The organism is Streptomyces sp. NPDC001220, assembly GCF_053597895.1.
The window spans coordinates 118725-140131 of record NZ_JBSFJE010000021.1 but is presented as its reverse complement, the minus strand read 5'-3'; the positions used below and the strand labels follow the sequence as shown (position 1 = coordinate 140131).

General features: G+C 71.6%; 22 protein-coding genes. 9 read left to right on the top strand and 13 right to left on the bottom strand.

Annotation, left to right across the window (positions count from 1 at the left end; genetic code table 11):
* The first annotated feature begins 124 nt into the window (after positions 1–124).
* Both recA and recX read left to right on the top strand, forming a co-directional pair.
* Positions 125–1255, top strand: coding sequence for a recombinase RecA (gene recA / locus ACWDGI_RS38045; protein WP_450767132.1), 1131 nt, complete (start codon positions 125–127; stop codon positions 1253–1255).
* Between the two features lie 4 nt (positions 1256–1259).
* Entirely contained in the window at positions 1260–2165 is a 906-nt protein-coding gene (gene recX, locus ACWDGI_RS38040) for a recombination regulator RecX (RefSeq protein WP_450767130.1), read from the top strand.
* A 418-nt stretch (positions 2166–2583) separates the two neighbouring features.
* Here recX and ACWDGI_RS38035 read toward each other — a convergent pair whose 3' ends face one another.
* The 8 genes from ACWDGI_RS38035 to ACWDGI_RS38000 all read right to left on the bottom strand — a co-directional run bounded on the left by ACWDGI_RS38035 (position 2584) and on the right by ACWDGI_RS38000 (position 9025).
* Entirely contained in the window at positions 2584–3003 is a 420-nt protein-coding gene (locus ACWDGI_RS38035) for a rhodanese-like domain-containing protein (protein ID WP_450767128.1), read from the bottom strand.
* Positions 3000–3554 (bottom strand): cysteine dioxygenase, encoded by a 555-nt coding sequence (locus tag ACWDGI_RS38030; protein WP_450767126.1) that lies wholly within the window; start codon positions 3552–3554, stop codon positions 3000–3002. The genes ACWDGI_RS38035 and ACWDGI_RS38030 overlap by 4 nt, the downstream gene beginning before the upstream one ends.
* 75 nt (positions 3555–3629) lie before the next feature.
* The gene (locus tag ACWDGI_RS38025) at positions 3630–3701 is read right to left on the bottom strand and encodes a putative leader peptide (protein WP_311737274.1); all 72 of its coding nucleotides are present in this window, start codon (positions 3699–3701) and stop codon (positions 3630–3632) included.
* Between the two features lie 78 nt (positions 3702–3779).
* Positions 3780–5402, bottom strand: coding sequence for an FAD-dependent monooxygenase (locus ACWDGI_RS38020; RefSeq protein WP_450767124.1), 1623 nt, complete (start codon positions 5400–5402; stop codon positions 3780–3782).
* Positions 5403–5637: 235 nt separating this feature from the next.
* The gene (locus tag ACWDGI_RS38015) at positions 5638–6540 is read right to left on the bottom strand and encodes an amino acid ABC transporter permease (protein WP_450767122.1); all 903 of its coding nucleotides are present in this window, start codon (positions 6538–6540) and stop codon (positions 5638–5640) included.
* The gene (locus ACWDGI_RS38010) at positions 6537–7202 is read right to left on the bottom strand and encodes an amino acid ABC transporter permease (RefSeq protein WP_362576560.1); all 666 of its coding nucleotides are present in this window, start codon (positions 7200–7202) and stop codon (positions 6537–6539) included. The genes ACWDGI_RS38015 and ACWDGI_RS38010 overlap by 4 nt, the downstream gene beginning before the upstream one ends.
* A 149-nt stretch (positions 7203–7351) precedes the next feature.
* Positions 7352–8188, bottom strand: coding sequence for a glutamate ABC transporter substrate-binding protein (locus ACWDGI_RS38005; protein ID WP_450767120.1), 837 nt, complete (start codon positions 8186–8188; stop codon positions 7352–7354).
* A gap of 60 nt (positions 8189–8248) precedes the next feature.
* Positions 8249–9025, bottom strand: coding sequence for an amino acid ABC transporter ATP-binding protein (locus tag ACWDGI_RS38000; protein WP_450767118.1), 777 nt, complete (start codon positions 9023–9025; stop codon positions 8249–8251).
* A gap of 319 nt (positions 9026–9344) precedes the next feature.
* On the opposite strand from ACWDGI_RS38000, the gene ACWDGI_RS37995 reads away from it, so the two are divergent.
* Positions 9345–10031 (top strand): response regulator transcription factor, encoded by a 687-nt coding sequence (locus ACWDGI_RS37995; protein ID WP_450767116.1) that lies wholly within the window; start codon positions 9345–9347, stop codon positions 10029–10031.
* A 9-nt stretch (positions 10032–10040) separates the two neighbouring features.
* Positions 10041–11438 (top strand): sensor histidine kinase, encoded by a 1398-nt coding sequence (locus tag ACWDGI_RS37990; RefSeq protein ID WP_360495724.1) that lies wholly within the window; start codon positions 10041–10043, stop codon positions 11436–11438.
* Positions 11439–11506: 68 nt separating this feature from the next.
* Here ACWDGI_RS37990 and ACWDGI_RS37985 read toward each other — a convergent pair whose 3' ends face one another.
* A complete protein-coding gene (locus tag ACWDGI_RS37985; RefSeq protein WP_450767114.1) occupies positions 11507–12505 on the bottom strand; it encodes a TAXI family TRAP transporter solute-binding subunit in 999 nt (332 codons plus the stop codon).
* A 96-nt stretch (positions 12506–12601) separates the two neighbouring features.
* Here ACWDGI_RS37985 and ACWDGI_RS37980 point away from each other — a divergent pair, with 96 nt between their 5' ends.
* Positions 12602–13036 carry a pyrophosphohydrolase domain-containing protein gene (locus ACWDGI_RS37980; protein WP_450767112.1) on the top strand — a complete coding sequence of 145 codons (435 nt, stop codon included), beginning with the start codon at positions 12602–12604 and terminating at the stop codon, positions 13034–13036.
* A 7-nt stretch (positions 13037–13043) separates the two neighbouring features.
* Here ACWDGI_RS37980 and ACWDGI_RS37975 read toward each other — a convergent pair whose 3' ends face one another.
* From ACWDGI_RS37975 to ACWDGI_RS37965, 3 genes are all read right to left on the bottom strand, one after another.
* Positions 13044–14456, bottom strand: coding sequence for a hypothetical protein (locus ACWDGI_RS37975; protein WP_450767110.1), 1413 nt, complete (start codon positions 14454–14456; stop codon positions 13044–13046).
* A 222-nt stretch (positions 14457–14678) separates the two neighbouring features.
* Positions 14679–15035 (bottom strand): DUF6204 family protein, encoded by a 357-nt coding sequence (locus tag ACWDGI_RS37970; protein WP_450767108.1) that lies wholly within the window; start codon positions 15033–15035, stop codon positions 14679–14681.
* 42 nt (positions 15036–15077) lie between these two features.
* The gene (locus tag ACWDGI_RS37965) at positions 15078–15650 is read right to left on the bottom strand and encodes a histidine phosphatase family protein (protein ID WP_450767106.1); all 573 of its coding nucleotides are present in this window, start codon (positions 15648–15650) and stop codon (positions 15078–15080) included.
* A 378-nt stretch (positions 15651–16028) separates the two neighbouring features.
* Between ACWDGI_RS37965 and ACWDGI_RS37960 the strand changes: the two genes are divergently transcribed.
* Together ACWDGI_RS37960 and ACWDGI_RS37955 are read left to right on the top strand one after the other, a co-directional pair.
* On the top strand, positions 16029–16946 hold the full coding sequence (locus ACWDGI_RS37960) for an isocitrate lyase/PEP mutase family protein (RefSeq protein ID WP_450767104.1): 918 nt from the start codon (positions 16029–16031) through the stop codon (positions 16944–16946).
* A 504-nt stretch (positions 16947–17450) separates the two neighbouring features.
* A complete protein-coding gene (locus ACWDGI_RS37955; protein WP_450767102.1) occupies positions 17451–18203 on the top strand; it encodes an SDR family NAD(P)-dependent oxidoreductase in 753 nt (250 codons plus the stop codon).
* A gap of 288 nt (positions 18204–18491) precedes the next feature.
* Here ACWDGI_RS37955 and ACWDGI_RS37950 read toward each other — a convergent pair whose 3' ends face one another.
* Positions 18492–19427, bottom strand: coding sequence for a LysR substrate-binding domain-containing protein (locus ACWDGI_RS37950; RefSeq protein WP_450767100.1), 936 nt, complete (start codon positions 19425–19427; stop codon positions 18492–18494).
* Positions 19428–19603: 176 nt separating this feature from the next.
* On the opposite strand from ACWDGI_RS37950, the gene ACWDGI_RS37945 reads away from it, so the two are divergent.
* Together ACWDGI_RS37945 and ACWDGI_RS37940 are read left to right on the top strand one after the other, a co-directional pair.
* Entirely contained in the window at positions 19604–20377 is a 774-nt protein-coding gene (locus ACWDGI_RS37945; RefSeq protein WP_450767098.1) for a VIT1/CCC1 transporter family protein, read from the top strand.
* Positions 20378–20460: 83 nt separating this feature from the next.
* A complete protein-coding gene (locus ACWDGI_RS37940; protein WP_450767096.1) occupies positions 20461–21396 on the top strand; it encodes an NAD(P)-dependent oxidoreductase in 936 nt (311 codons plus the stop codon).
* The last annotated feature ends 11 nt before the right edge of the window (positions 21397–21407 follow it).

The window sequence follows — 21407 nt, the reverse complement described above, 5'->3', positions numbered from 1 at the left end:
ACGGTTTGGGCGGATAGGTCCCCGAGTTGTCCACAGGCCGGACAGGCGTCGGGGCGCATTGTCAGTGGCAGGCGTTAGCGTCTTTGACGTGAAGCGATCGACTCAAGCAAACCGGGTGGAACCCATGGCAGGTACCGACCGCGAGAAGGCTCTCGAAGCCGCACTCGCACAGATTGAACGGCAGTTCGGCAAGGGCGCGGTCATGCGCATGGGCGACCGGACGAAGGAGCCCATCGAGGTCATCTCGACCGGGTCGACCGCGCTCGACGTCGCCCTCGGTGTCGGCGGCCTGCCGCGCGGCCGGGTCGTGGAGATCTACGGACCGGAGTCCTCCGGTAAGACGACCCTGACCCTGCACGCCGTGGCCAACGCGCAGAAGGCCGGCGGCCAGGTCGCGTTCGTGGACGCGGAGCACGCCCTCGACCCCGAGTACGCGCAGAAGCTCGGCGTCGACATCGACAACCTGATCCTCTCCCAGCCCGACAACGGCGAGCAGGCCCTGGAGATCGTGGACATGCTGGTCCGCTCCGGCGCCCTCGACCTCATCGTCATCGACTCCGTCGCCGCGCTCGTCCCGCGCGCGGAGATCGAGGGCGAGATGGGCGACAGCCACGTCGGCCTCCAGGCCCGGCTGATGAGCCAGGCGCTGCGGAAGATCACCAGCGCGCTCAACCAGTCCAAGACCACCGCGATCTTCATCAACCAGCTCCGCGAGAAGATCGGCGTGATGTTCGGCTCCCCGGAGACCACGACCGGTGGCCGGGCGCTGAAGTTCTACGCCTCGGTGCGACTCGACATCCGCCGCATCGAGACCCTGAAGGACGGCACGGACGCGGTCGGCAACCGCACCCGCGTCAAGGTCGTCAAGAACAAGGTCGCGCCGCCCTTCAAGCAGGCCGAGTTCGACATCCTCTACGGCCAGGGCATCAGCCGCGAGGGCGGTCTGATCGACATGGGCGTGGAGAACGGCTTCGTCCGCAAGGCCGGCGCCTGGTACACGTACGAGGGCGACCAGCTCGGCCAGGGCAAGGAGAACGCGCGCAACTTCCTCAAGGACAACCCCGACCTGGCCAACGAGATCGAGAAGAAGATCAAGGAGAAGCTGGGCGTCGGCGTCCGCCCGCAGGAGCCCGCCGCGGAGCCCGGCACGGACGCGGCGGTCACCACCGCGGCCCCGGCCGACGCCGCGAAGACGGTGCCCGCCCCGGCCGCCGCCAAGGTCACCAAGCCCAAGGCCGCCACCGCCAAGAGCTGACACCGTGACACGACGAACCGACTGGGCCGACCACGAGTACACGTCCCCCGGTGCCCCCCGGGGGGAGGGCACCGGGGACGGTTCCGGGGCCCACGGCACGGGCGGCGACGGATACGGGGGCGACAGCGAGGGACACCCGGTGGCAGGTCGGCGCCGGGACGGGGGCGCGACACGGGGGAGCGATGGCTCATACGGGCGTGACGGCTCGTACGAGGACGACGGCCCGCCCGACTCGTACAGCGCGTACGGGAACGGCACGCACGAAGGCCCGGACGGGCCCCGCGGACACGGATCACCCGGCCGTGGCTCGCGGCGGCCCGGGACGCGCCGCCGGCGTGGCTCCGGGGGGCCGTCAGGTGAGGACGGGGGTTCCTCCTCCTTGTCGAGGGCCGAGCAGGGGGAGTCTCCGGCGGACCCGGCTGAGCGGGCGCGGGCGATCTGTCTGCGTCTGCTCACCGGGACCCCGCGCACCCGGAAACAGCTCGCGGACGCCCTGCGCAAGCGGGAGATCCCGGACGATGTCGCCGAGGAGGTGCTGTCGCGGTTCGAGGAGGTCGGGCTGATCAACGACAGCGCGTTCGCGGACGCGTGGGTGGAGTCCCGGCACCACGGCCGGGGGCTGGCCCGCCGCGCGCTCGCCCGGGAACTGCGGACCAAGGGCGTCGAACCGACCCTCATCGACGAGGCCCTCGCCCAGCTCGACTCCGAGCAGGAGGAGGAGACGGCCCGCGAACTCGTCGCCCGGAAACTCCGCTCCACCCGGGGCCTCGACCGGGACAAACGCCTTCGCCGCCTCGCCGGCATGCTCGCCCGCAAGGGATACCCCGAGGGCATGGCCCTCAGGGTCGTCCGGCGAGCCCTGGAGGAAGAGGGCGAGGACACGGACTTCCTCGAGGGCGGGGACTTCTGACGGGCAGACGGGCCTGACGAGCAGACGGGCCTGACGGGCGGCAGGCAGGTCTGAGGACTCACGGCCTGGAGGCGGGGTGGGGTTATCCCCCTCCCAAGACACCGGACCACGCAGTGCCCGGGGACCCGTGGGTGAACAACCGTGTACGCCATGATGCTGCGTTACGCCCTCAGGACCGTCCACGCCCGCAAGGCCGGGTAACACAACTCGCGACTACGCTCCGTGAGTTCCCGGGGCTGCGGATTCTTTCGCCGGCCGCCGCCGACTCTCTCCAGGCCGACCGGCAACAGGACAACGCCGAGGTCGACTACCTGGCCATGGGGCTGGTCCTGGCCTTCACCGCCATCGCCGTCGTCACCACGCTCGCCATGTCGGTGGCCGCACGTGTCCGGGAGTTCGCGCTGCTCAGGCTGGCCGGCTAGAGGTCGGCGCCGTTGTCAGGGCTGACCGGCAGTCCCGCTGACTTCCAGGCCTGGAAGCCGCCGACCAGGTCTGTCGCGCGGTGCAGGCCCAGCTGGTGCAGGGAGGCGGCGGCCAGGCTGGAGGCGTAGCCCTCGTTGCAGATCACGACTATCCGGAGGTCGTGGCCGGTGGCCTCGGGGGTCTTGTGGCTGCCCTGGGGGTCCAGGCGCCACTCCAGCTCGTTGCGTTCTATGACGAGGGCGCCCGGGATCACCCCGTCCCGCTCGCGCAGCGCCGCGTACCGGATGTCGACCAGCAGGGCGTCTCCGGCCTGCGCCGCCTCGTACGCCTCGTGCGCCGCCACGCGCCGGTAGTCGGCCCGGACCCGCTCCAGCAACTCGTCGATGCCCACGGGGTGCTGTCCGGAGCCGCTCACTGCCAGTCCTCCGGGCGCTCGACCTGCTCCAGGCGCAGCACCGGTCCGCTGCGGCTGTAGCGGCGGATCCGCGGCAGCGGCGGGTAGTAGGCGTGGACGGAGACCGCATGGTGCTCGGTGGACTCGTTGAGCACCTCGTGGACGTGGTCGCGGCCGAAGGAGCGGCCCTTTCCGGCGGGCAGCCGGCGCTCGCGGTCGACGTCCTCGGAGAGCTCCAGGGTCTTCCAGCCGTCGGTGGGCAGCCGGGTGGCGAGCGAGTACTCCTTCAGCTCACCGGTGGCGGTGAGGAAGGCGCCGACCGACTCGGCGTGGTCGTGCCAGCCGGTGCCGGAGCCGGGCGGCCAGCCGATCAGCCAGGCCTCGCTGCCGCCGGGGCCGTCGAGCCGTACCCAGGTGCGTCCCTCCGGGTCGAGCGGGAGCGAGGAGATCAGCTGAGTGTCGGCGGCCGTACGCCGGACGAAGTCGAGGAGGTCCGCCTGGGTGGGCGCGACGCCGGACGCGGAGGCGGACGGGGAAACAGGGGAGGACGGGGTGGAGAGAGAGGCAGACACGTGCACCGTTCCTGATGAAGATTCGCCGAAGGGGGCGCAGACGGCGCCCCGGAGAAGGAAGGAGAAAAAGCGAATTCAGCAGGACGGAAGACACACGCAGCCCGCATAGCGGACCAGGTCAACATGGACCTTCCGCCACAGGCGCACAGTGGTGTCGTTCACGTTGCGGAGTACACCATGCCGGTGCGGGCGGGTCAACTCACTGTCACTATGTGGACCGCGCGCTCACCGCGCGCCGGATCCGGCCTGTTCCGCCGCCTCCGCCTCCGTCGTCTCGGGGTTCTTGCCGCCCAGCGTCGCCTCGGCGGCCGCGTACAGATCGGCCGGGCGGACCCCGTTGAGGGCGGTGACCAGATGGCCGTCGGGGCGCACGAGCAGCACCGAATGCGCCGGTGCGCCCGGGTAGGCCTCGGCGACCAGCAGCTCGGCGGGGTGCGGCAGCGCGGTCACGGCCGCGGCCAGCCGGGGCATGATCCCGGCGGAGACCCAGTGCTTGCGGTCCCACACCCCCGTACCGGGCGCGATGAGGACGACGAGCAGCGCGCCGCGGCCGAGCCGTGAGCGCAGCTGTACGAAGGTGCCGTCCTCCGCGGTGACCCGGACGTCGGTGACCGGCGCCCCCAACGGGGTGTCGACCGGGATCTCGTGCTCCAGGTGCCGGGGCGCGAGCGGCGAGTCGGCGTACGCCCCCGGCGCTCCGAGCGGGCCGTGCCCCAGGTGGCCGTCGGTGAGGAGCGCGTCGTGCCCCCGGGCCGTGCCGGGCACGATCCCGCGCAGCCCGCCACCGCCGCGCAGCACCGGCAGCACCTGGTCGGCGGCGCGCAGCCGGGCGGCGACCACCGCGCGCCGCTCGGTCTGGTAGCTGTCAAGCAGCGCCTCGTGCGGACCGTGGTGCCAGGCCGGAGCCAGCTTCCAGGCGAGATTGTCCACGTCCCGCAGGCCCTCCTCCAGCCCGTGCGTGCCGAACGCGCCGAGAAGGTGCGCCGCGTCCCCGGCGACGAACACCCGGCCCACCCGCCACCGCCGGGCGAGGCGGTGGTGGACGGTGTGCACACCGGTGTCGAGCAGGTCGTACGGCGGTGTGGTGCCGTCCGTCCAGCCCGCGAGGGTCTCGCGGATCCGGTTCACCAGGAGCTCGGGGGTGACCAGGTCCTTGCCGGGCGGCAGCAGCCAGTCCAGGCGCCAGGCGCCGTCCGGGAGGGGGCGGGCGGTCACCTCCCCGGCCGAGGGCCCGGACATCCGCCACGGCGGGGTCCGATGAAGCAACGCCTGACCGGGCCACGGAAGTTCCGTGCGCAGCGCGGCGACCGCGTGCCGTTCCACCGCCGTACGGCCCGGGAAGCGGATGTCCAGGAGCTTGCGCACGGTCGAGCGGGGGCCGTCGCAGCCCACCAGGTAACTGCCGCGCCACCAGGTGCCCTTGGGGCCACGGGTGTGCGCGGTGACACCGGAGCGCTCCTGCTCCACGGCGTCCAGCCGGCTCTCCGTGGCGACCCTGACCAGCGGCTGGTCGGCGATCGCGGCGCGCAGGGCGTTGGTGAGCGTGTGCTGGGCGATGTGCAGCGGGGACGGTTCACCGGTCTCGTCGAAGACGACCTCGCGCATCACCTGCTTGCGGCGCATCGAGCGCCAGCCGGTCCAGCGGGTGCCCAGCTCGTCCAGCGGGGCGCCGGACAGCCGTGTCAGCAGGGCGGCGGTGTCCTCGCGCAGCACCGCCGTGCGCGCCGGGCGTGGTTCGTCCTTGCCCGGGCCCTCGTCCAGGACGACGGACGGCACCTCCTGACGGGCCAGCGCCAGCGCGAGCGTAAGCCCGACGGGCCCCGCTCCGACAATGATCACCGGGTCCACGGCGCGGCGCCCCCTGCCCGTACGCAAGTCCCGACGGACACGGATGAACAGGTTGGTTGAGCAGGGTGCACGATCACAGAACGTATGCAACAGACTGGGCGCCACCCGGTCAAGCGGCGCACCCGGGGACACGTCAGCATGGCGGGCGCGCGGGCCCGCCGACGGCCCGGAAAACGGCGGAGGCAGCGATCATACGACCGCTGCCTCCGTGGGCGTCGCCCGGGTTGACTCCGTGTCAGGCGGAAGCTCCCGTGGCGAACCCGCCGCCGACCTCGGCCACGTTCAGGTCGTTGACCTCCTCGGCCCCCAGGACCGCGCCCGTGCCGCGCTTGCTGCGCCGCAGCCGGCGCTCCAGCCAGGAGGCGAACGTGGTGAGGACCAGGTTCAGCAGGATGAAGATGATCGCCACGACGATGAAGCTGGGGATGACGTTGGCGTAGTTGGCGGCCAGCGTGCCGCGGGCGTTGAGCAGATCGGTGAACTGGAGCATCACACCGCCCAGCGCGGTGTCCTTCACGATCACCACCAGCTGGCTGACGATGGCCGGCAGCATCACGGTGACCGCCTGCGGCAGCAGGATGCCGGTCATGGTCTGTCCCTTGCGCAGACCGACCGCGTACGCCGCCTCCGTCTGCCCCTTCGGCAGGGCCAGGACACCGGCCCTCGCGACCTCGGCGAGCACCGAGGCGTTGTAGAGCACCAGGCCGGTGACGACCGCGTACAGCGGCCGTTCGTCGCTGCCGACGTCGGTGGAGCGGACGTAGAACTCCATGGCGAACAGCATCAGCAGCAGGACCGGGATGGCGCGGAAGAACTCCACGACGGCGCCGGCCGGGATGCGTATCCACGCGTGGTCGGACATCCGGGCTATGCCGAAGACCGCGCCCAGGGGCAGGGCGATGACCATGGCGAGGGCCGCGGCCTTGAGGGTGTTGCCGAGGCCCGGCAGCAGATACGTGGTCCACGCCTCGGAGGTGGTGAACGGCTGCCACAGGGCCCACTTCAACTGGCCCTTGTCGTCCATCTTCTGCCACACCCACCACAGCAGGAGGGCGAGCAGCAGGACGAAGACGATCGAGAGGAGGACATTGCGCCGCTTGGCGCGGGGCCCGGGGGCGTCGTACAGAACCGAGCTCATCGCTTCACCGCCAGGCGCTTGGCGAGCCAGCCGAGGAACAGGCCGGTCGGGAGGGTCAGGACCACGAAGCCGAAGGCGAAGACCGCGCCGATGGGCACCGTCTGGGCCTCGTTCTCGATCATCGTCTTCATCAGGGCGGCGGCCTCGACGACGCTGATCGCGGCGGCCACGGTGGTGTTCTTGGTCAGGGCGATCAGGACGTTGGCCAGCGGGTTGATCACCGCGCGGAAGGCCTGCGGCAGCACGATCAGCCGCAGGGTCTGCGAGAAGTTCAGCCCGATCGCGCGGGCCGCCTCGGCCTGTCCGACGGGCACGGTGTTGATGCCGGAGCGGATCGCCTCGCAGACGAAGGCCGCGGTGTAGGCGCTGAGGCCGAGCACGGCCAGCCGGAAGCCCTGGACCTTGAAGTCGTGGGCGCCCAGGGTGACGCCGAAGATGTCGGCGAGACCGAGCGAGGTGAAGATGATGATGACCGTCAGGGGGATGTTCCGGACGATGTTGACGTAGGCCGTGCCGAACCCGCGCATCAGCGGGACCGGGCTGACCCGCATCGCGGCCAGCAGGGTGCCCCAGACCAGGGAGCCCACGGCGGAGAAGACGGTCAGTTTCACCGTCGTCCAGAACGCCCCTAGGACGTCGTAGCCTTGAAGAAAGTCGAACACGATTTCCCGCGCTTCCGGGTGTGTGGCGTAGGTGGAGGGCATGGCGCGCCGCCGCCAGGGGAAGCGGCGGCGGCGGCGCGCCCGAGGAACCGTGCGACCTGCCGGATCCCTGCGTCGGCCGAGTTCCGCGGGGCGCGCGGAACCGCGCCTTACTTGACGATCACGCCGATCTTCGGGGCGGGCTCGTTCTTGTAGTCGGCGGGGCCGAAGTTGGCGTCGACCGCCTTCTGCCAGGAGCCGTCGCTGACCATCTTCTCCAGCGCCTTGTTGATCTTGTCGAGGGTCGCGGAGTCGCCCTTCTTGACGCCGACGCCGTAGTTCTCGTTGCTCAGCTTCAGACCCGCGAGCTTGAACTGGCCCTTGTACTTGTCCTGCGCGGCGAAGCCCGCGAGGATCGAGTCGTCCGTGGTCACGGCGTCGACAGACCCGCTCTGCAGGCCGGCGATGCACTCCGAGTAGGTGCTGACCTCCTTGAGGTTGGCCTTCGGGGCGATCGTCTTCTGGATGTTCTGCGCCGAGGTCGAACCGGTCACGGAACACAGGTTGTTGCCGTTGAGGTCGGTGCCCTTGGCGATCTTCGAGTCCTTCTTGACCAGCAGGTCCTGGTGGGCCAGCAGGTAAGGGCCGGCGAAGTCCACCTTCTGCTTGCGCTCGTCGGTGATCGAGTAGGTGGCCGCGATGAACTTCACGTCACCACGCGCGAGGGCGTTCTCGCGGTCGGCGCTCTTGGTCTGCACGAACTCGATCTGGTTCGGCTTGTAGCCGAGCTGCCCTGCGACGTACGTGGCCACATCCACGTCGAAGCCCGAGTAGGAGCCGTCCGGCTCCTGGAGGCCGAGACCGGGCTGGTCGTACTTGATGCCGATCTTGATCTTGCCGCCGCCCGACGAGCTGTCGTCGCCCTTGTCGCTGCCGCCGCACGCCGTGGCGGACAGGGCGAGTGCGAGCACGGTGGCCGAGGCGGCGGTGACCTTGCGGAGCTGCATGATGAAACATCCCTCGTTTTGGTGAAGACGTCTGGGAAAGGAAGCGGGTCCCGCCGCGCCTCAGTGGTGCAGGATCTTCGACAGGAAGTCCTTGGCGCGGTCGCTGCGCGGGTTGCTGAAGAACTGGTCGGGCGTGGCCTGTTCGACGATCCGGCCGTCCGCCATGAACACCACCCGGTTCGCGGCCGACCGCGCGAAGCCCATCTCATGGGTGACGACGATCATCGTCATGCCGTCCTGGGCCAGCTGCTGCATGACCTCCAGGACCTCGTTGATCATCTCGGGGTCGAGGGCCGACGTCGGCTCGTCGAAGAGCATGACCTTCGGGTCCATCGCCAGCGCCCGCGCGATCGCCACGCGCTGCTGCTGGCCGCCGGAGAGCTGTGCGGGGTACTTGTCGGCCTGGGTGCCCACCCCCACCCGGTCGAGCAGGGCACGGGCCTTCTCCTCGGCCTGCTTCTTGTCCGTCCTGCGGACCTTCACCTGACCGAGCATGACGTTCTCGAGCACCGTCTTGTGCGCGAAGAGGTTGAAGGACTGGAAGACCATGCCGACGTCGGCGCGCAGCCGGGCCAGCTCCTTGCCCTCCTGGGGCAGCGGCTTGCCGTCGATCGTGATCGTCCCGGAGTCGATGGTCTCCAGACGGTTGACGGTGCGGCACAGAGTCGACTTACCGGACCCGGAGGGCCCGATCACCACGACGACCTCGCCGCGGGCGATCGTCAGGTCGATGTCCTGGAGCACGTGCAACGCGCCGAAGTGCTTGTTGACGCTCTTCAGGACGACCAGTTCGCCGGTCGCGGCCACATCTTCCTTGGCCACCGATACTTCGGTCATCGCTATCGGGCTCCGTCCTCCTCGGTTGCGGAGGAATGTAGTTACCGCGCATGACCAGCGTCATTACATCTGAGGGAGATCTGAGCATCACGATCCGATAGCATTCGGGCACATGTCGTAGCAGCCGTGACCTCTGTGCGTATCGGCCGGGTAACGGAACCTGCGCGCCGCCGAAACGCACTTGACGCCATCGTCGTCCATCAGCGTGACTGCCATCGTGCACGCGCGCGTGTGCGCGTTTTCTACAAGGCACAGGTTCTCCGCAGGCAAGCCGAGAACGAACCAGGACGAAACGAACGTTGAACCGGAGGGGGCCGGGATGAGACTGCTGCTCGTGGAGGACGACAACCACGTCGCCGCCGCACTCTCCGCGGTCCTGGCCCGGCACGGGTTCTCCGTCACCCACGCCCGCAGCGGCGAGGAGGCCCTCCAGGCGCTCGTCCCCGAGGGCGCCGGCTACGACGTCGTCCTGCTCGACCTCGGACTGCCCGACCAGGACGGCTACGAGGTCTGCGGCAAGATCCGCAAGCGCACCAGCACCCCGGTCATCATGGTCACCGCCCGCGCCGACGTCCGTTCGCGCATCCACGGCCTCAATCTGGGCGCGGACGACTACGTGGTGAAGCCGTACGACACCGGGGAACTGCTCGCCCGGATCCACGCCGTCAGCCGGCGCACCCACCACGAGGACGGTCCGGCCGACGGCGACGACACGCTCAGCCTCGGCTCCGTCCACATCGAGCTGCCCACCCGCCAGGTCAGCGTGGAAGGCAAGGTCGTCCAGCTCACCCGCAAGGAGTTCGACCTGCTGGCGCTGCTCGCCCAGCGGCCCGGCGTGGTCTTCCGCCGGGAACAGATCATCAGCGAGGTCTGGCGCACCAGCTGGGAGGGGACCGGCCGCACCCTGGAGGTGCATGTCGCCTCCCTGCGCGCGAAGCTGCGCATGCCCGCGCTCATCGAGACCGTACGCGGCGTGGGCTACCGGCTCGTCGCCCCGGCCGCGTAGCGGGGACGGGTGCGCACACGACTGCTTCCGCTGCTCATCGTCCTGCTGGCGGCCGTCCTGCTCGCGCTCGGCATCCCCCTCGCCGTCAGCGTGGCCGCCGCCCAGCAGCAGAAGGTCGTCGTGGACCGGATCGACGACACCGCGCGGTTCGCGGCCCTCGCCCAGTTCGTCACCGGCACACCGACCAGCGCGCGCCCGATGCGCACGGACGACCGGCAGGAGACCCTCCACCGCGAACTCATCAGCTACTACGAGGTGTACGGCATTCGCGCGGGCGTCTTCTACCGCAACGCGTCCTCCATGGCCAACGCGCCCGACGACTGGGTGCTGCCGCAGACGGGCGAGGTACGCGACGCCTACGCCGAGGCGCTGCTGAGCCGGCGCAGCCATGACCCGCAGCAGGTGTGGCCCTGGCAGCGGACCCGGCTCGTGGTTGCCTCGCCGGTGATCCGCGACGGTGACGTTGTCGCCGTGGTGGTCACCGACTCGCCCACCGGGCCGATGCGTTCACGGACCCTGCGCGGCTGGCTGTTCATCGGTGCCGGCGAGATCGCCGCGATGCTGCTCGCTGTCGGCGCGGCGCTACGGCTGACCGGGTGGGTGCTGCGGCCCGTACGGGTGCTCGACGCCACCACCCACGAGATCGCCAGCGGCCGGCTCAAGTCCCGGGTCGCGGCGGCCGGCGGTCCGCCGGAACTCAGACGGCTGGCCCGGGCGTTCAACGAGATGGCGGACAACGTCGAGGACGTGCTGGAGCAGCAGCGTGCGTTCGTCGCCGACGCCTCCCACCAGCTGCGCAACCCGCTGGCCGCACTGCTGCTGCGCATCGAACTGCTCGCCCTCGAACTCCCCGAGGGCAACGAGGAGATCGCCTCGGTCCGCACCGAGGGCAAGCGGCTCGCCCAGGTGCTGGACGACCTGCTCGACCTGGCGCTGGCCGAACACGCCGAGGCGGACCTGATGCTGACGGACATCGGGCGGCTGGCGGCGGAGCGGGTCGCGGCATGGGCACCGGCCGCGGCGGCGAAGGGGGTCCGGCTGAGCGGGGAGTGCCCGGCGACCACGGGATGGGCCGACCCGATCACGCTCTCCAGCGCGCTGGACGCGGTGATCGACAACGCGGTGAAGTTCACACCGAAGGGGGGCTCGGTGGAGGTGGACGTCGCGGCCGACGGTGGCGTGTCGAAGGTCGTGGTGACCGACACGGGGCCGGGGCTGACCGCTGAGGAACTCGCGCGCGTGGGGGACCGGTTCTGGCGGAGCGGCCGGCATCAGAACGTGAAGGGGTCGGGGCTGGGGCTGTCGATCACGCGGGCGCTGCTGGCGGCGGGCGGGGGCTCGTTGTCGTACGAGCACCGTGAGCCGCGGGGGCTGCGGGTGACTGTTTCGGTGCCGCGGAGCGGGTGAGGAGTGCGGTGGGTGCGGGTGCGGGTGCGGGTGCGGGTGCGGGGCGGTCGGGGTTGATCAAGGGTGCTTCAAGGCTTCACCGAGCGGTAGTACCGTCGCGCGCCCTCCTGGAGGGGTAGCGGGTCCGTGTAGATCGCCGTGCGGAGGTCCACCAGCTGGGCCGAGTGGACGTGGGCGCCGATGTCGTCCCGGCTCTTGATGACCGTGCGGGTCACCCACTCGGTGAGACGCGGGTCCATGTCCTTGCGGGTCATGAGGAGGTTGGAGACCGCGATCGTCGCCACCGCCGTGCCCTGCTGCACCGACGGATACGCCGACTCGGGCATGTTGGTCGCCCGGTAGTAGAGCGCGGCCTCGCTCTCGGAGTGCAGCGTGGAGACGAGGCCGCCGTCTATCGGGACGAACGTGAAGCTGTACTTCCGCGCGAGGTCCAGCAGCCCCTTGGTCGGTAGTCCGCCCGACCAGAAGAACGCGTCGATCTTGCCCTTCCGCAGCCGGTCCGGGCCGGTGTCGATGCCGTCGGACATCGGGGTGATGTCCTTCCCGGGGTCGATCCCGGCGGCCCTGAGCACCCGGTTGGCGATCAGCCGGACACCCGAGTTGGGCAGTCCTATCGCCACCCGCTTGTGCCGCAGCTGCGCGACACTGGTGATGCCCGAGTCACGCCCCACCACGAGCTGGACGTAGTCGTCGTAGAGCCGCGCCACCCCGCGCATCCGGTCGGCGCCCCGGCCGCCGTTCAGTTCGTACGTCTCCACCGCGTCGGCCGCCGCGATGGTGAAGTCGGCCTGACCGGTCGCCACCCGCCGGACGTTCTCGTACGACCCCGCGCTCTGGACCAGCTTCACCTTCAGCCCCGGCATGTCCCGGCCCAGCTCGGTGCGCAGCCGCACGCCGTACTCCTGGTAGACCCCGCTCAGCGTCCCCGTGCTGAAGGTGATCGTCCCGGTCGGCGGGTTCTCGCCCAGCGGCAGCAGCCACCACAGCAGCAGGCCGAACGCGACGACGCCCGCGGCCGAGCCCTGGAGAGCTCGGCGCCTGCCGATACGGGGGAACACCTTTGACATGCGCGCGATCCTGCCAGCCGGTCCCGCTCCTGACCAGGGCCGGGGGGCACGGCGGCGGGCCCCGGGCTGTCAGTGGCGGCCGCTAGAGTCGTTCGCATGACCAGCTCCTCGACCAGTTCCCCGACCGGACCCTCGCCCGCCCGCCTCGTCCGAGAGTTCCACCACGCCTTCGGTCTGGACGCCCGCACCACGCCGACGGAGGTGTCCCCCGAGCTGGCCGCGCACCGCGGGGAGCTGCTCGCCGAGGAGGCCGCGGAGGTCGCCGAGGTGGCCGTCGCCGGACCCCTGGACCGGCTCGCGCACGAACTGGCGGACGTGGTCTACGTGGCGTACGGCACCGCGCTGGTGCACGGCATCGACCTCGACGCGGTGATCGCCGAGATCCACCGGTCCAACATGAGCAAGCTGGGGCCCGACGGGCAGGTCGCCCGCCGGGCCGACGGCAAGGTGCTGAAGGGCGAGCACTACCGGGCGCCGGACGTCTCGGCCGAGCTGCGCCGGCAGGGCTGGATATCCGGCGGCGAGGCCTGACCGGGGCTCAGAGCGAGCCGCCCGCCAGCTTCCACTCGCGGTGCAGGGCGCCCAGCGGGACGCTCCGCTGCAGCACCGGCGTACCGAAGATCGACAGCTGGAGGCGCAGGGTGCCGGAGAGGTCGACACCGCCGTACAGGCTCCAGGCGCCCCGGGCGTCGACACCCGGGGTCGCGGAGTCGGCGGTGACCGTGCCGGAGGCCTCGCCGCGCAGATAGGGGGCCAGGTCGGCGGTGACGCCCACGGCGCCGTAGAGGCCGACCGAGGCTTCCGCGCCCAGCGCGGTCTTGACGCTGCCGGCGGTGGTCACCGAGGTGCGCACCGGCGTGCTCGTCATGTCGGAGCTGCTCACCGGCGTCCAGCCCTGGGCCGTGCCGAAGGTGCCGCCCGCCCTGAAGTCGCCCTTGAGGCTCTGCTCCACGTCGACGGTGATCCTGCCGTCGCCGGTGATCTGGAGGTAGCAGGTCAGATCGAGGTTGACCACGACGGGGACCGGGCCGACCTGGAGGACGGGGTCGGCGTGCAGCTTGGCGAACGGGACGCGCAGCGGGGTGGCGGTGGCCGCCGCGGCCCGGCCCCTGACCGCCCAGCCCGAGTTCCAGTCGCCGGACACGCCGAGGTAGGCGGAGCCGGGCGCGCTGCCGGTGCCCGCGCCGCCGTAGGCGAAGTCGACCTGCGGGGCGACCTGGACGAAGCCGGACACCGAGGCGGAGGCGGAGGCCGGAGCACCCGAGGCGGTCGGGATCTCGGCGCTGACGTCCAGCCGGAGGCTGCCGAGCGGCACGGTGGCACCCTCCGGGCCGACGTGCACATCACCCGACTTGGCCCAGGACACCTTGACGTCGGGCAGCAGTTTGTCCACGTCGAAGGCGTCCGGATCGACCGGCACGGTGCCCTTCGCGGTGTCATCGCCCAGCAGGGCGTCGAGCGTGGCGGGCTCGGTCTGCACCTCGGTGCCCCCGTCGGTCTCGCCGACCACCTTGGTGACCTTGGCGAGCAGTCCGTCCGGGGCGCCGGGCGCGGGTGCGCTGGCGATCACGTCACCGACGGCGGCCTGCCCGGTCGCGGCCGAGGGGGAGGGCGAGGGCGACGCCGAGGTGCTGGGGGAGACGGTCGGCGACGCCGGACTCCCCTTGGCCGGCTTGGAGATGACGGCTCGTCGCGTTGTGCTGTCGTACGAGCTGACGGTGAGCGTGGTGCGGTGCGCCGGGCGGCCCGAGCCCGCCGAACCCGCGGCCGCGGTCGCGGTCGCGGCGGGCGCGGCGGCGACGGCGAGAGACCGGCCGTCCGTGCGGGCGGCTGCGGTGGTGTCGTCGGAGACCCGGGCGGTCTCGGCGGCGCGGTCCCCGGCGGAGCTCTGGTGCGGGGGTGCGGAGCAGCCGGCGGAGAGAAGGAGGGCGGTCACGGCGAAGGCGGGCATGAGGGCATGCCCGGGCCTCGTGCGTCTGCGCAAGGTCAGTCCTGGGAGTGGGGGGTGGCGAAGAGGCACCGACGATGGCTACTGGCGGGTAGAACCGGCCGGTAACTCGGTGTGGCCCTGAGCATGCCACGCCCGCGGACACCTGGCCTCCACAATCCGGCCACAGCCCAACGTGACCTGAACCACGGCGACTTCAGGCCGCCGTGGCCGCTTCCCGGAAGGTCAGCCCTGCTGCGCGGCGGCCCGGCGCTGCCGCTTGCCGAGGGGTGCCTGCGAGAGATCCTCCGCCTTGGACCGGAGGTTCTTGTAGCCGTAGCCGCGCTCGGCGAGCCACGCCCTGGCGGCCTCCTCGGCGCGTTCGGTCGCCTCCAGGATGTCCGCCTCTTCCACCCCGGCGTCCAGGAAGCGGAAGGTGAAGGCGGCCCGCGCGGCGATGTCGTAACTGAGATGGCCCTCGGGGGTGAAGGCCGCGCGCAGCACATCGTGGTCGGCGGCCCGGGACAGCAGCTCGGCGCGCTGCTCGGCGGCGAGGCCGTCGAAGACACCGCGGACGGTGATGCGGAAGGTGCGGGTGGTCATGGCGCGACCCTAGGCGGGGCGGGGCGCGCCGTTCCAGCGGATTTACCGCACCTCGCCGGAGACTCCCTGACCGCCGACCTGCCCGAGCCGCAGGTTCCAGCGGCCGGGGCCACCCGTCACCTGCGTCGCCGCCAGCGGCGGGACGTCCACGCGCCAGAACGCCGTCTCGGGCGCCCCGAGCGCGTGCAGCACCACGGCCCGTACCACCTCGGGCTCCACCACCGCGATCGTCCGGCCGGTGGTACGGCCCGTCGTCTCCAGCCACTCGGTGACCCGCGCGCAGAACCCCCGGACCGATTCGCCCCCGTGCGGCGCGGCCCCCGGGTCGGACAGCCAGGGCGCCAGCGCCTCGGGCTCGGCGGCGCTGACCTCCTCCAGCGTCCGGCCCCGCCAGCGGCCCACGTCCAGGCCCGACAGCCCGGGCTCCGCCGAGGCGTCGAGGCCCAGCGCGGTCGCCGTCTCACGGCAGCGCACGCTGGGAGAGCTGACCGCCCGGCCGGCGGGCAGGGACAGCGCCACCGCCTCCGGGTTCTCGATGGAGTCACCGTCGTCGAAGCGGGCCCGCCGCAGCGAGGGGGTGATCGCCGGGGCTATGAGAATGACTCGGCAGGTCACGGGGCGGTTCCTCCTGGGGCGTCCATCGGGTGCGGGTGCCGGACGGCCACGACAGTACGCGGTCCGGGGGTACGCGGACCGGGGGTACGCGGACCGGCGCCAGCCTGTGGACGGGGCCAGTGCGTCGACGAGTTCACGCGCGCCACGGCGGCCGCCGACGGGAAGGGCGGCGGCGCGGTCCGCGGCAGGGCGATCATCGTGCTCGGCCCGGCCGAACACGCTCACCGGCCTCCGGCCCTGGCCCTCACCGGCGTCCGGCCCTGGCCCTCATCGGCGTCCGGCCCTGGCCCTCGCCCGCATCCGGCCCTGGCCCTCGCCGCGCGCCGGCCACGGCGAGGGGGAGCCTCGTTGTCAGTGCCGGCTGACAGACTGGGCATCGTGGACACTCAACGTCGGGAACTGGCCGCACGCTTCGTCGAGTTGCACCGGGAGGGCTGCTTCCTGCTCCCCAACGCCTGGGACGCGGGAAGCGCCCGTGTCCTGGAATCGGCCGGTTTCCCGGCCGTGGCCACCACCAGTGCGGGTGTGGCCTTCTCCCTGGGCCGCCCCGACCACGACTACCTCGACGCATCGCCGGACGGCGACACATCGTCGGACGGCGACACATCGTCGGACGGCGACACATCGTCGGACGGCGACAGGGTCGACCGTACGACCATGATCCGCCGCATCGGCGAGATCGCCGCCGAGGTGCGGATCCCGGTGAGCGCGGACCTGGAGGACGGGTTCGGCGAGGCGCCCGAAACCGTGGCCGAGACGATCTCGCTGACCCTCGCGGCCGGAGCCGCCGGCGGCAACATCGAGGACTTCACCGGCGACCGCTCCCGGCCGCTCTACGAGCCGGAACTGTCGGCGGACCGCATCCGTGCCGCCCGGGAAGCCGTCGACATGGCCGGTGAGCCGTTCGTCCTGGTCGGCCGCACCGACGTGCTGCTCACCGGAGGGCCGCTCGACGAGGCCGTCCGGCGGGCCAACGCCTATCTGGCGGCGGGCGCGGACTGCGCGTTCGTGCCGGGTGCGGCCGACGCGGAGACCATCGGCACGCTGGTGCGCGGGATCGACGGCCCGCTGAACGTGGTGATGGGCCTGACCGGCAGTGCCCTGTCACTGGCCGACCTGCGCGACCTCGGGGTACGCCGGGTCACGGTGGGCGGCAGCATCGCCCGGGCGATGTACGGCCAGCTGCTCGCCGCCGCGAAGGAGCTGGCGGACCGGGGCACCTTCTCCTACGCCGAGCACCAGATCCCGCAGACGGACCTGAACGAACTCTTCCGCAGGACGCCGGGGAGGGGCTGAGCCGTCTTGGCGGGAGCCGGAGGTAGGTCGGGCGCGGTCGGCGACGTTCTGCCCGACCGGTCCGGCGCCCAGGACGATAAGATCGTAAGTACCTTTTGTTCCGATTGTTGTGATGCGCTCATTGCTGCCTCGCATGACGATCGGTGCCGGTCCGAGCTGCTGGGTCACCATCTCGGACGCGATGGCGGCTCCCCGTGCCGTACGGGTCAGGTAACCGCTGGACGCGCGGAGTTGATCGCCCTGGGGCCATACGCCTGACGAAGACCCGTCATAAGCGCGCACCCTCGGGCCGCCCGGCCACCCTGACCGGCGCGAACGCGGTACGGCCAGGACGGTGACCGCCGGCACGGCAGGCCGGTCCGATCCCTTATGGAGGCCATCGGATCCGCCGATGGACGGGCCGGAATCCGCGGTGCGCCGGGGTGCTTGAGGACTCCCGTCACCTCATGGACGAGGTGACGGGACGACCGGTTCGCCCCCACTTTTCACACCTGAGGACATCTCATGGGAACTGTTGATCTGACCGGACGCGTGGCCCTTCTGACCGGCGCCACGAGCGGTATCGGCGCCGCGACCGCGACCCTGTTCGCCGAACGGGGCGCCCACGTGCTGGTCGCGGGACGGGACGCGCAGCGCGGTGACAAGGTGGTCACGGCCGTCCGGGAGCGCGGCGGCAAGGCCGACTTCCTGGCGGCCGAGCTGAGGGACGCCGACTCGGTGCGGCAGCTGGCCAGGCGGGCCACCGAACTGGGCGGCGGCCGCGTGGACATCCTCGTCAACAACGCCGGGATCTTCCCGTTCGGCGCGACGGCCGAGACGCCGTCCAGCGATGTGGACGCCGTCTACGACCTGAATGTGAAGGCGCCGTTCTACCTGGTGGCCGAGCTGGCACCGGGCATGGCCGAGCGCGGGCAGGGTGCGATCGTCAACGTCAGCACGATGGTCGCCGAGTTCGGCCTCGCGGGCATGGCGCTGTACGGGTCGAGCAAGGCCGCGGTCAACCTGCTGACCAAGGCCTGGGCCGCCGAGTTCGGCCCGCGGGGCGTACGGGTGAACGCCGTGGAGCCCGGCCCGACCCGCACCGAGGGCACGGTCGGCATGGGCGACGACCTGGACGCCCTGGCCGCACTGGCGCCCGCCGGCCGGGCCGGTGAGGCTCGGGAGATCGCCGAGGCGATCGCCTACCTGGCGAGCGACGCGGCGAGCTTCGTACACGGTGCGATCCTGCCGGTCGACGGCGGTCGCACGGCCGTCTGACACTCGGAGGCGCCGGCCCATGCCGGCCGGCGCCCCCCGGCTCTGTCGGCTGACGCGCCGACGGGCCGAGCGACGTCGGCTGCGGTCCGGCGGCGCCCCGAAGGGGTGCGGGGCTGTGCCCGTGGGCGGATCCGCCGGGTGGGCGCGAAACAGCCACGACGGCCACGACGGCACCGCAGCCGAACGGCGGCGCATCACGGCACCTGGGGCGAAGGGCTCGGCCGGCCGCGGTTTCGGCGCCGCACGATTCAGTCCCGCACCGCACGATTCAGACCCGCACCGCACGATTCAGTCCCGCACCGCCCGGTCCAGGGCCGCGACGAAGCGGCCCAGGTCGCGGCGGCGGGAGCTGGACGGCCATACCGCCCAGGTGCGGCGCACCAGCGGGTGGCCGATCAGCGGTGACCAGGTCACGTGGTCGGGCAACGGCTGCGGCCAGCCCGGCGGAGCCAGCGCGAAGGCCTGCCCGGAGGCGACCGCGGCCAGCTTCACGTCGGCGATCAGGGCCTGTCCCTCGGGCGCCTCCGGACCGAGGTCGAGGCCGTGCCCGCGCAGGATCGCGGTCAGCTCGTCGTACCAGGCGGGGCTTCCGGCCCGCGGGAACCCGACCCACTGCAGGGAGCCGAGCGCGTCGAGCGGGATGCCGTCGGGACCGGCCAGCTCGGCGGCCTGGTCGACGGCGATCAGCACACCGAGCCTCTCCCGTACGACGAGCAGCGCGTCGAACTCCGGCCCCGACGGCCGTTCCCGGAGAAAGCCGACGTCGAGCTCATCGGAGCGCAGCGCGGTCAGCTGCTCCGCCGTGGACAGATGCCGGGCCTGCACCCGCGTCTGCGGATGGGCCTCGGCCAGTTCGGCGAGCGCCGGGTCGAGCAGCCCGGACGGCAGCTCCAGGGGGATCCCGACGCGCAGTGCCCCGCCGCCCGGACCGGCGTACCCGGCCATCACCCGCAGCGCCTGATCGTGCCGGGCGAGCACCGCCCGTGCCTCGCCGGCCAGCGCGGTCCCCGCCTCGGTGGTCCGCACCCCGCTGTGTCCGCGCAGCAGCAGCCGCACACCCAGCTGCCGCTCCAGCCCGCTGATCGTCTGGGACAGCGCGGGCTGACTCACATGCAGCCGCCGCGCGGCAGCGGACAGGCCGCCCTCCTCCACCACCGCCACGAACGCCCGCAGCTCCCGCAACTCCATGCCGCCCATGCCATCACGCCCGCCGACAGGAGTCACGGGCTTACATGACTCTCACGCGCCCTATCTTTTATGGCGATAACGCTTATCTCCGACTATCTATCCCAAATGGGAAACAGCGCCACTTCCCGTGCGTTGGTATCTATGACGGCGAATAACCGGGAGTCCGGTGATCGCCGCCGATGGAAACCACCATCGAGGATCGGAGCGCTGTCATGTCGCTGACGTCATCCGAACGGACGTATGCCGCTCGCCCGGGCATCGTGAACGACGAGACCAGGAACCCCGCCGAGCGCGGCGAGCGGACACGGCACGGCGACCGCTCGGGTGCCCTGCGTGCCGCGGTGTTCGGCGTCAACGACGGCCTGGTCTCCAACACGGCCCTGGTGATGGGCTTCGCCGGTTCCGGCGTCTCCGGTACGGCCGTCCTGTTCGCCGGAGTCGCGGGGCTGCTGGCCGGTGCCTTCTCCATGGCCGCAGGCGAGTACATCTCCATGCGCAGCCAACGCGAGGCCTACGAGCGGGAGATAGCGGTCGCCGCCGACCGGCTGCGCGCGGACCCGGGCACGCAGGAGGCGGAACTCACCCAGGTCTACCGGGACAAGGGGCTGGACACGGAGGACGCCCGGCATGTCGCGACGACCATCATGCGGGACCACGACACGGCCCTGAACACCATGGTCCGCGAGGGACTCGGGCTGGACCCGGACGAGTTGGGTTCGCCGTGGTCGGCGGCGTTCTCCAGCCTCGCCTCGTTCGCCGTCGGTGCCCTGGCCGCCGTCCTGCCCTTCCTCTTCCTTTCGGGAACGGCGGCGCTGTTCCTCGCCGTCGCTCTGGCGGGCAGCGCCCTGTTCGCCGTCGGCGGCGCGATCGGCCTGCTCAACGGCCGGTCTCCGCTGCGCTGCGGGGCCCGCCAGCTCTTCGTGGGCGCCCTCGCCGCCGCGGCCGTCTTCGGGATCGGGCACGTGATCGGCGCCAGAGTCGGCTGATCTCGACCGCCGATCCGGAGCGACAGCCACTTGATCACGACGGCGGCCACGCCGGTCGCCGGATCTTCCCCGGAGAGTGTGTGATGACCGAACGAACACAACGAACAGAACGAATAGAACAGGCACAGACACAGACACAGACAGGGACAGGGAGGATTCGCGTCGCCGTCCTCGGCACCGGTGTCATGGGCGCCCCCATCGCGCGCACTCTGCTGCGCGCCGGGTTCGACGTGACGGTGTGGAACCGGACCCGGGAGAAGGCCGAGGCGCTCGCCGGACTGGGCGCGCGGGTCGCCGGCACCCCGGCCGGGGCGGCAGCGGAGGCCGGGTTCCTGATCACCATGCTCGCCGACGGCGACGCCGTGGAGAGCGCGATGACCGGGGCCGACGGCGCCCTCACCGCGCTCGGCCCGGACGCGGTCTGGATCCAGATGAGCACGGTGGGCGTGCACGCCACCCGGCGGCTGGCGGAACTCGCCGAGGGGGCGGAGTTCGTCGACGCCCCGGTCTCCGGGAGCTCCGAGCCCGCGGAACGGGGCGAACTGCTCGTCCTCGCCTCCGGGAACCCGGCGCTGCGCCCCCGGGTACAGCCGCTGTTCGACGCGCTGGGCCGCCGGACGCTGTGGCTGGACCGCCTCGGCGACGGCAGCCGTTTCAAGCTCGTACTGAACAACTGGCTCGCGGTCCTGGTCGAAGGCATGGCCGAGACCGTCAGCCTGACCAACGTGCTCGGGCTGGAACCCGGTCTGGTCCTCGGCACCCTCACCGAGAGCCCGCTGGGATCCGCGTATGCGACGGCCAAGGGCCGTGCCATGGTCGAGCACGACTTCGCCCCGGGTTTCCCGCTGCACCACGCCGGCAAGGACGCGGCCCTCGCCCTGGCGGCCGCCGATCAGCGAGGACTCGAACTGCCACTCACCGAAGCGCTGCTGAAGCGCTGGGACGAGGCGATCGCGTCCGGCCATGCCGCGGACGACGTGGCCTCGGCCATCACCGCGGCCGGACCGGCCCGGCCCTGAGTCCCGAAGGC

Excerpts from the sequence above, each read along its gene's own strand:
- recA (WP_450767132.1), top strand. The coding sequence starts at position 125 with ATGGCAGGTACCGACCGCGAGAAGGCTCTCGAAGCCGCACTCGCACAG.
- ACWDGI_RS38015 (WP_450767122.1), bottom strand. The coding sequence starts at position 6,540 with ATGAGCTCGGTTCTGTACGACGCCCCCGGGCCCCGCGCCAAGCGGCGC.
- ACWDGI_RS38005 (WP_450767120.1), bottom strand. The coding sequence starts at position 8,188 with ATGCAGCTCCGCAAGGTCACCGCCGCCTCGGCCACCGTGCTCGCACTC.
- ACWDGI_RS38000 (WP_450767118.1), bottom strand. The coding sequence starts at position 9,025 with ATGACCGAAGTATCGGTGGCCAAGGAAGATGTGGCCGCGACCGGCGAA.
- ACWDGI_RS37995 (WP_450767116.1), top strand. The coding sequence starts at position 9,345 with ATGAGACTGCTGCTCGTGGAGGACGACAACCACGTCGCCGCCGCACTC.
- ACWDGI_RS37985 (WP_450767114.1), bottom strand. The coding sequence starts at position 12,505 with ATGTCAAAGGTGTTCCCCCGTATCGGCAGGCGCCGAGCTCTCCAGGGC.
- ACWDGI_RS37980 (WP_450767112.1), top strand. The coding sequence starts at position 12,602 with ATGACCAGCTCCTCGACCAGTTCCCCGACCGGACCCTCGCCCGCCCGC.
- ACWDGI_RS37975 (WP_450767110.1), bottom strand. The coding sequence starts at position 14,456 with ATGCCCGCCTTCGCCGTGACCGCCCTCCTTCTCTCCGCCGGCTGCTCC.
- ACWDGI_RS37970 (WP_450767108.1), bottom strand. The coding sequence starts at position 15,035 with ATGACCACCCGCACCTTCCGCATCACCGTCCGCGGTGTCTTCGACGGC.
- ACWDGI_RS37955 (WP_450767102.1), top strand. The coding sequence starts at position 17,451 with ATGGGAACTGTTGATCTGACCGGACGCGTGGCCCTTCTGACCGGCGCC.
- ACWDGI_RS37945 (WP_450767098.1), top strand. The coding sequence starts at position 19,604 with ATGTCGCTGACGTCATCCGAACGGACGTATGCCGCTCGCCCGGGCATC.
- ACWDGI_RS37940 (WP_450767096.1), top strand. The coding sequence starts at position 20,461 with ATGACCGAACGAACACAACGAACAGAACGAATAGAACAGGCACAGACA.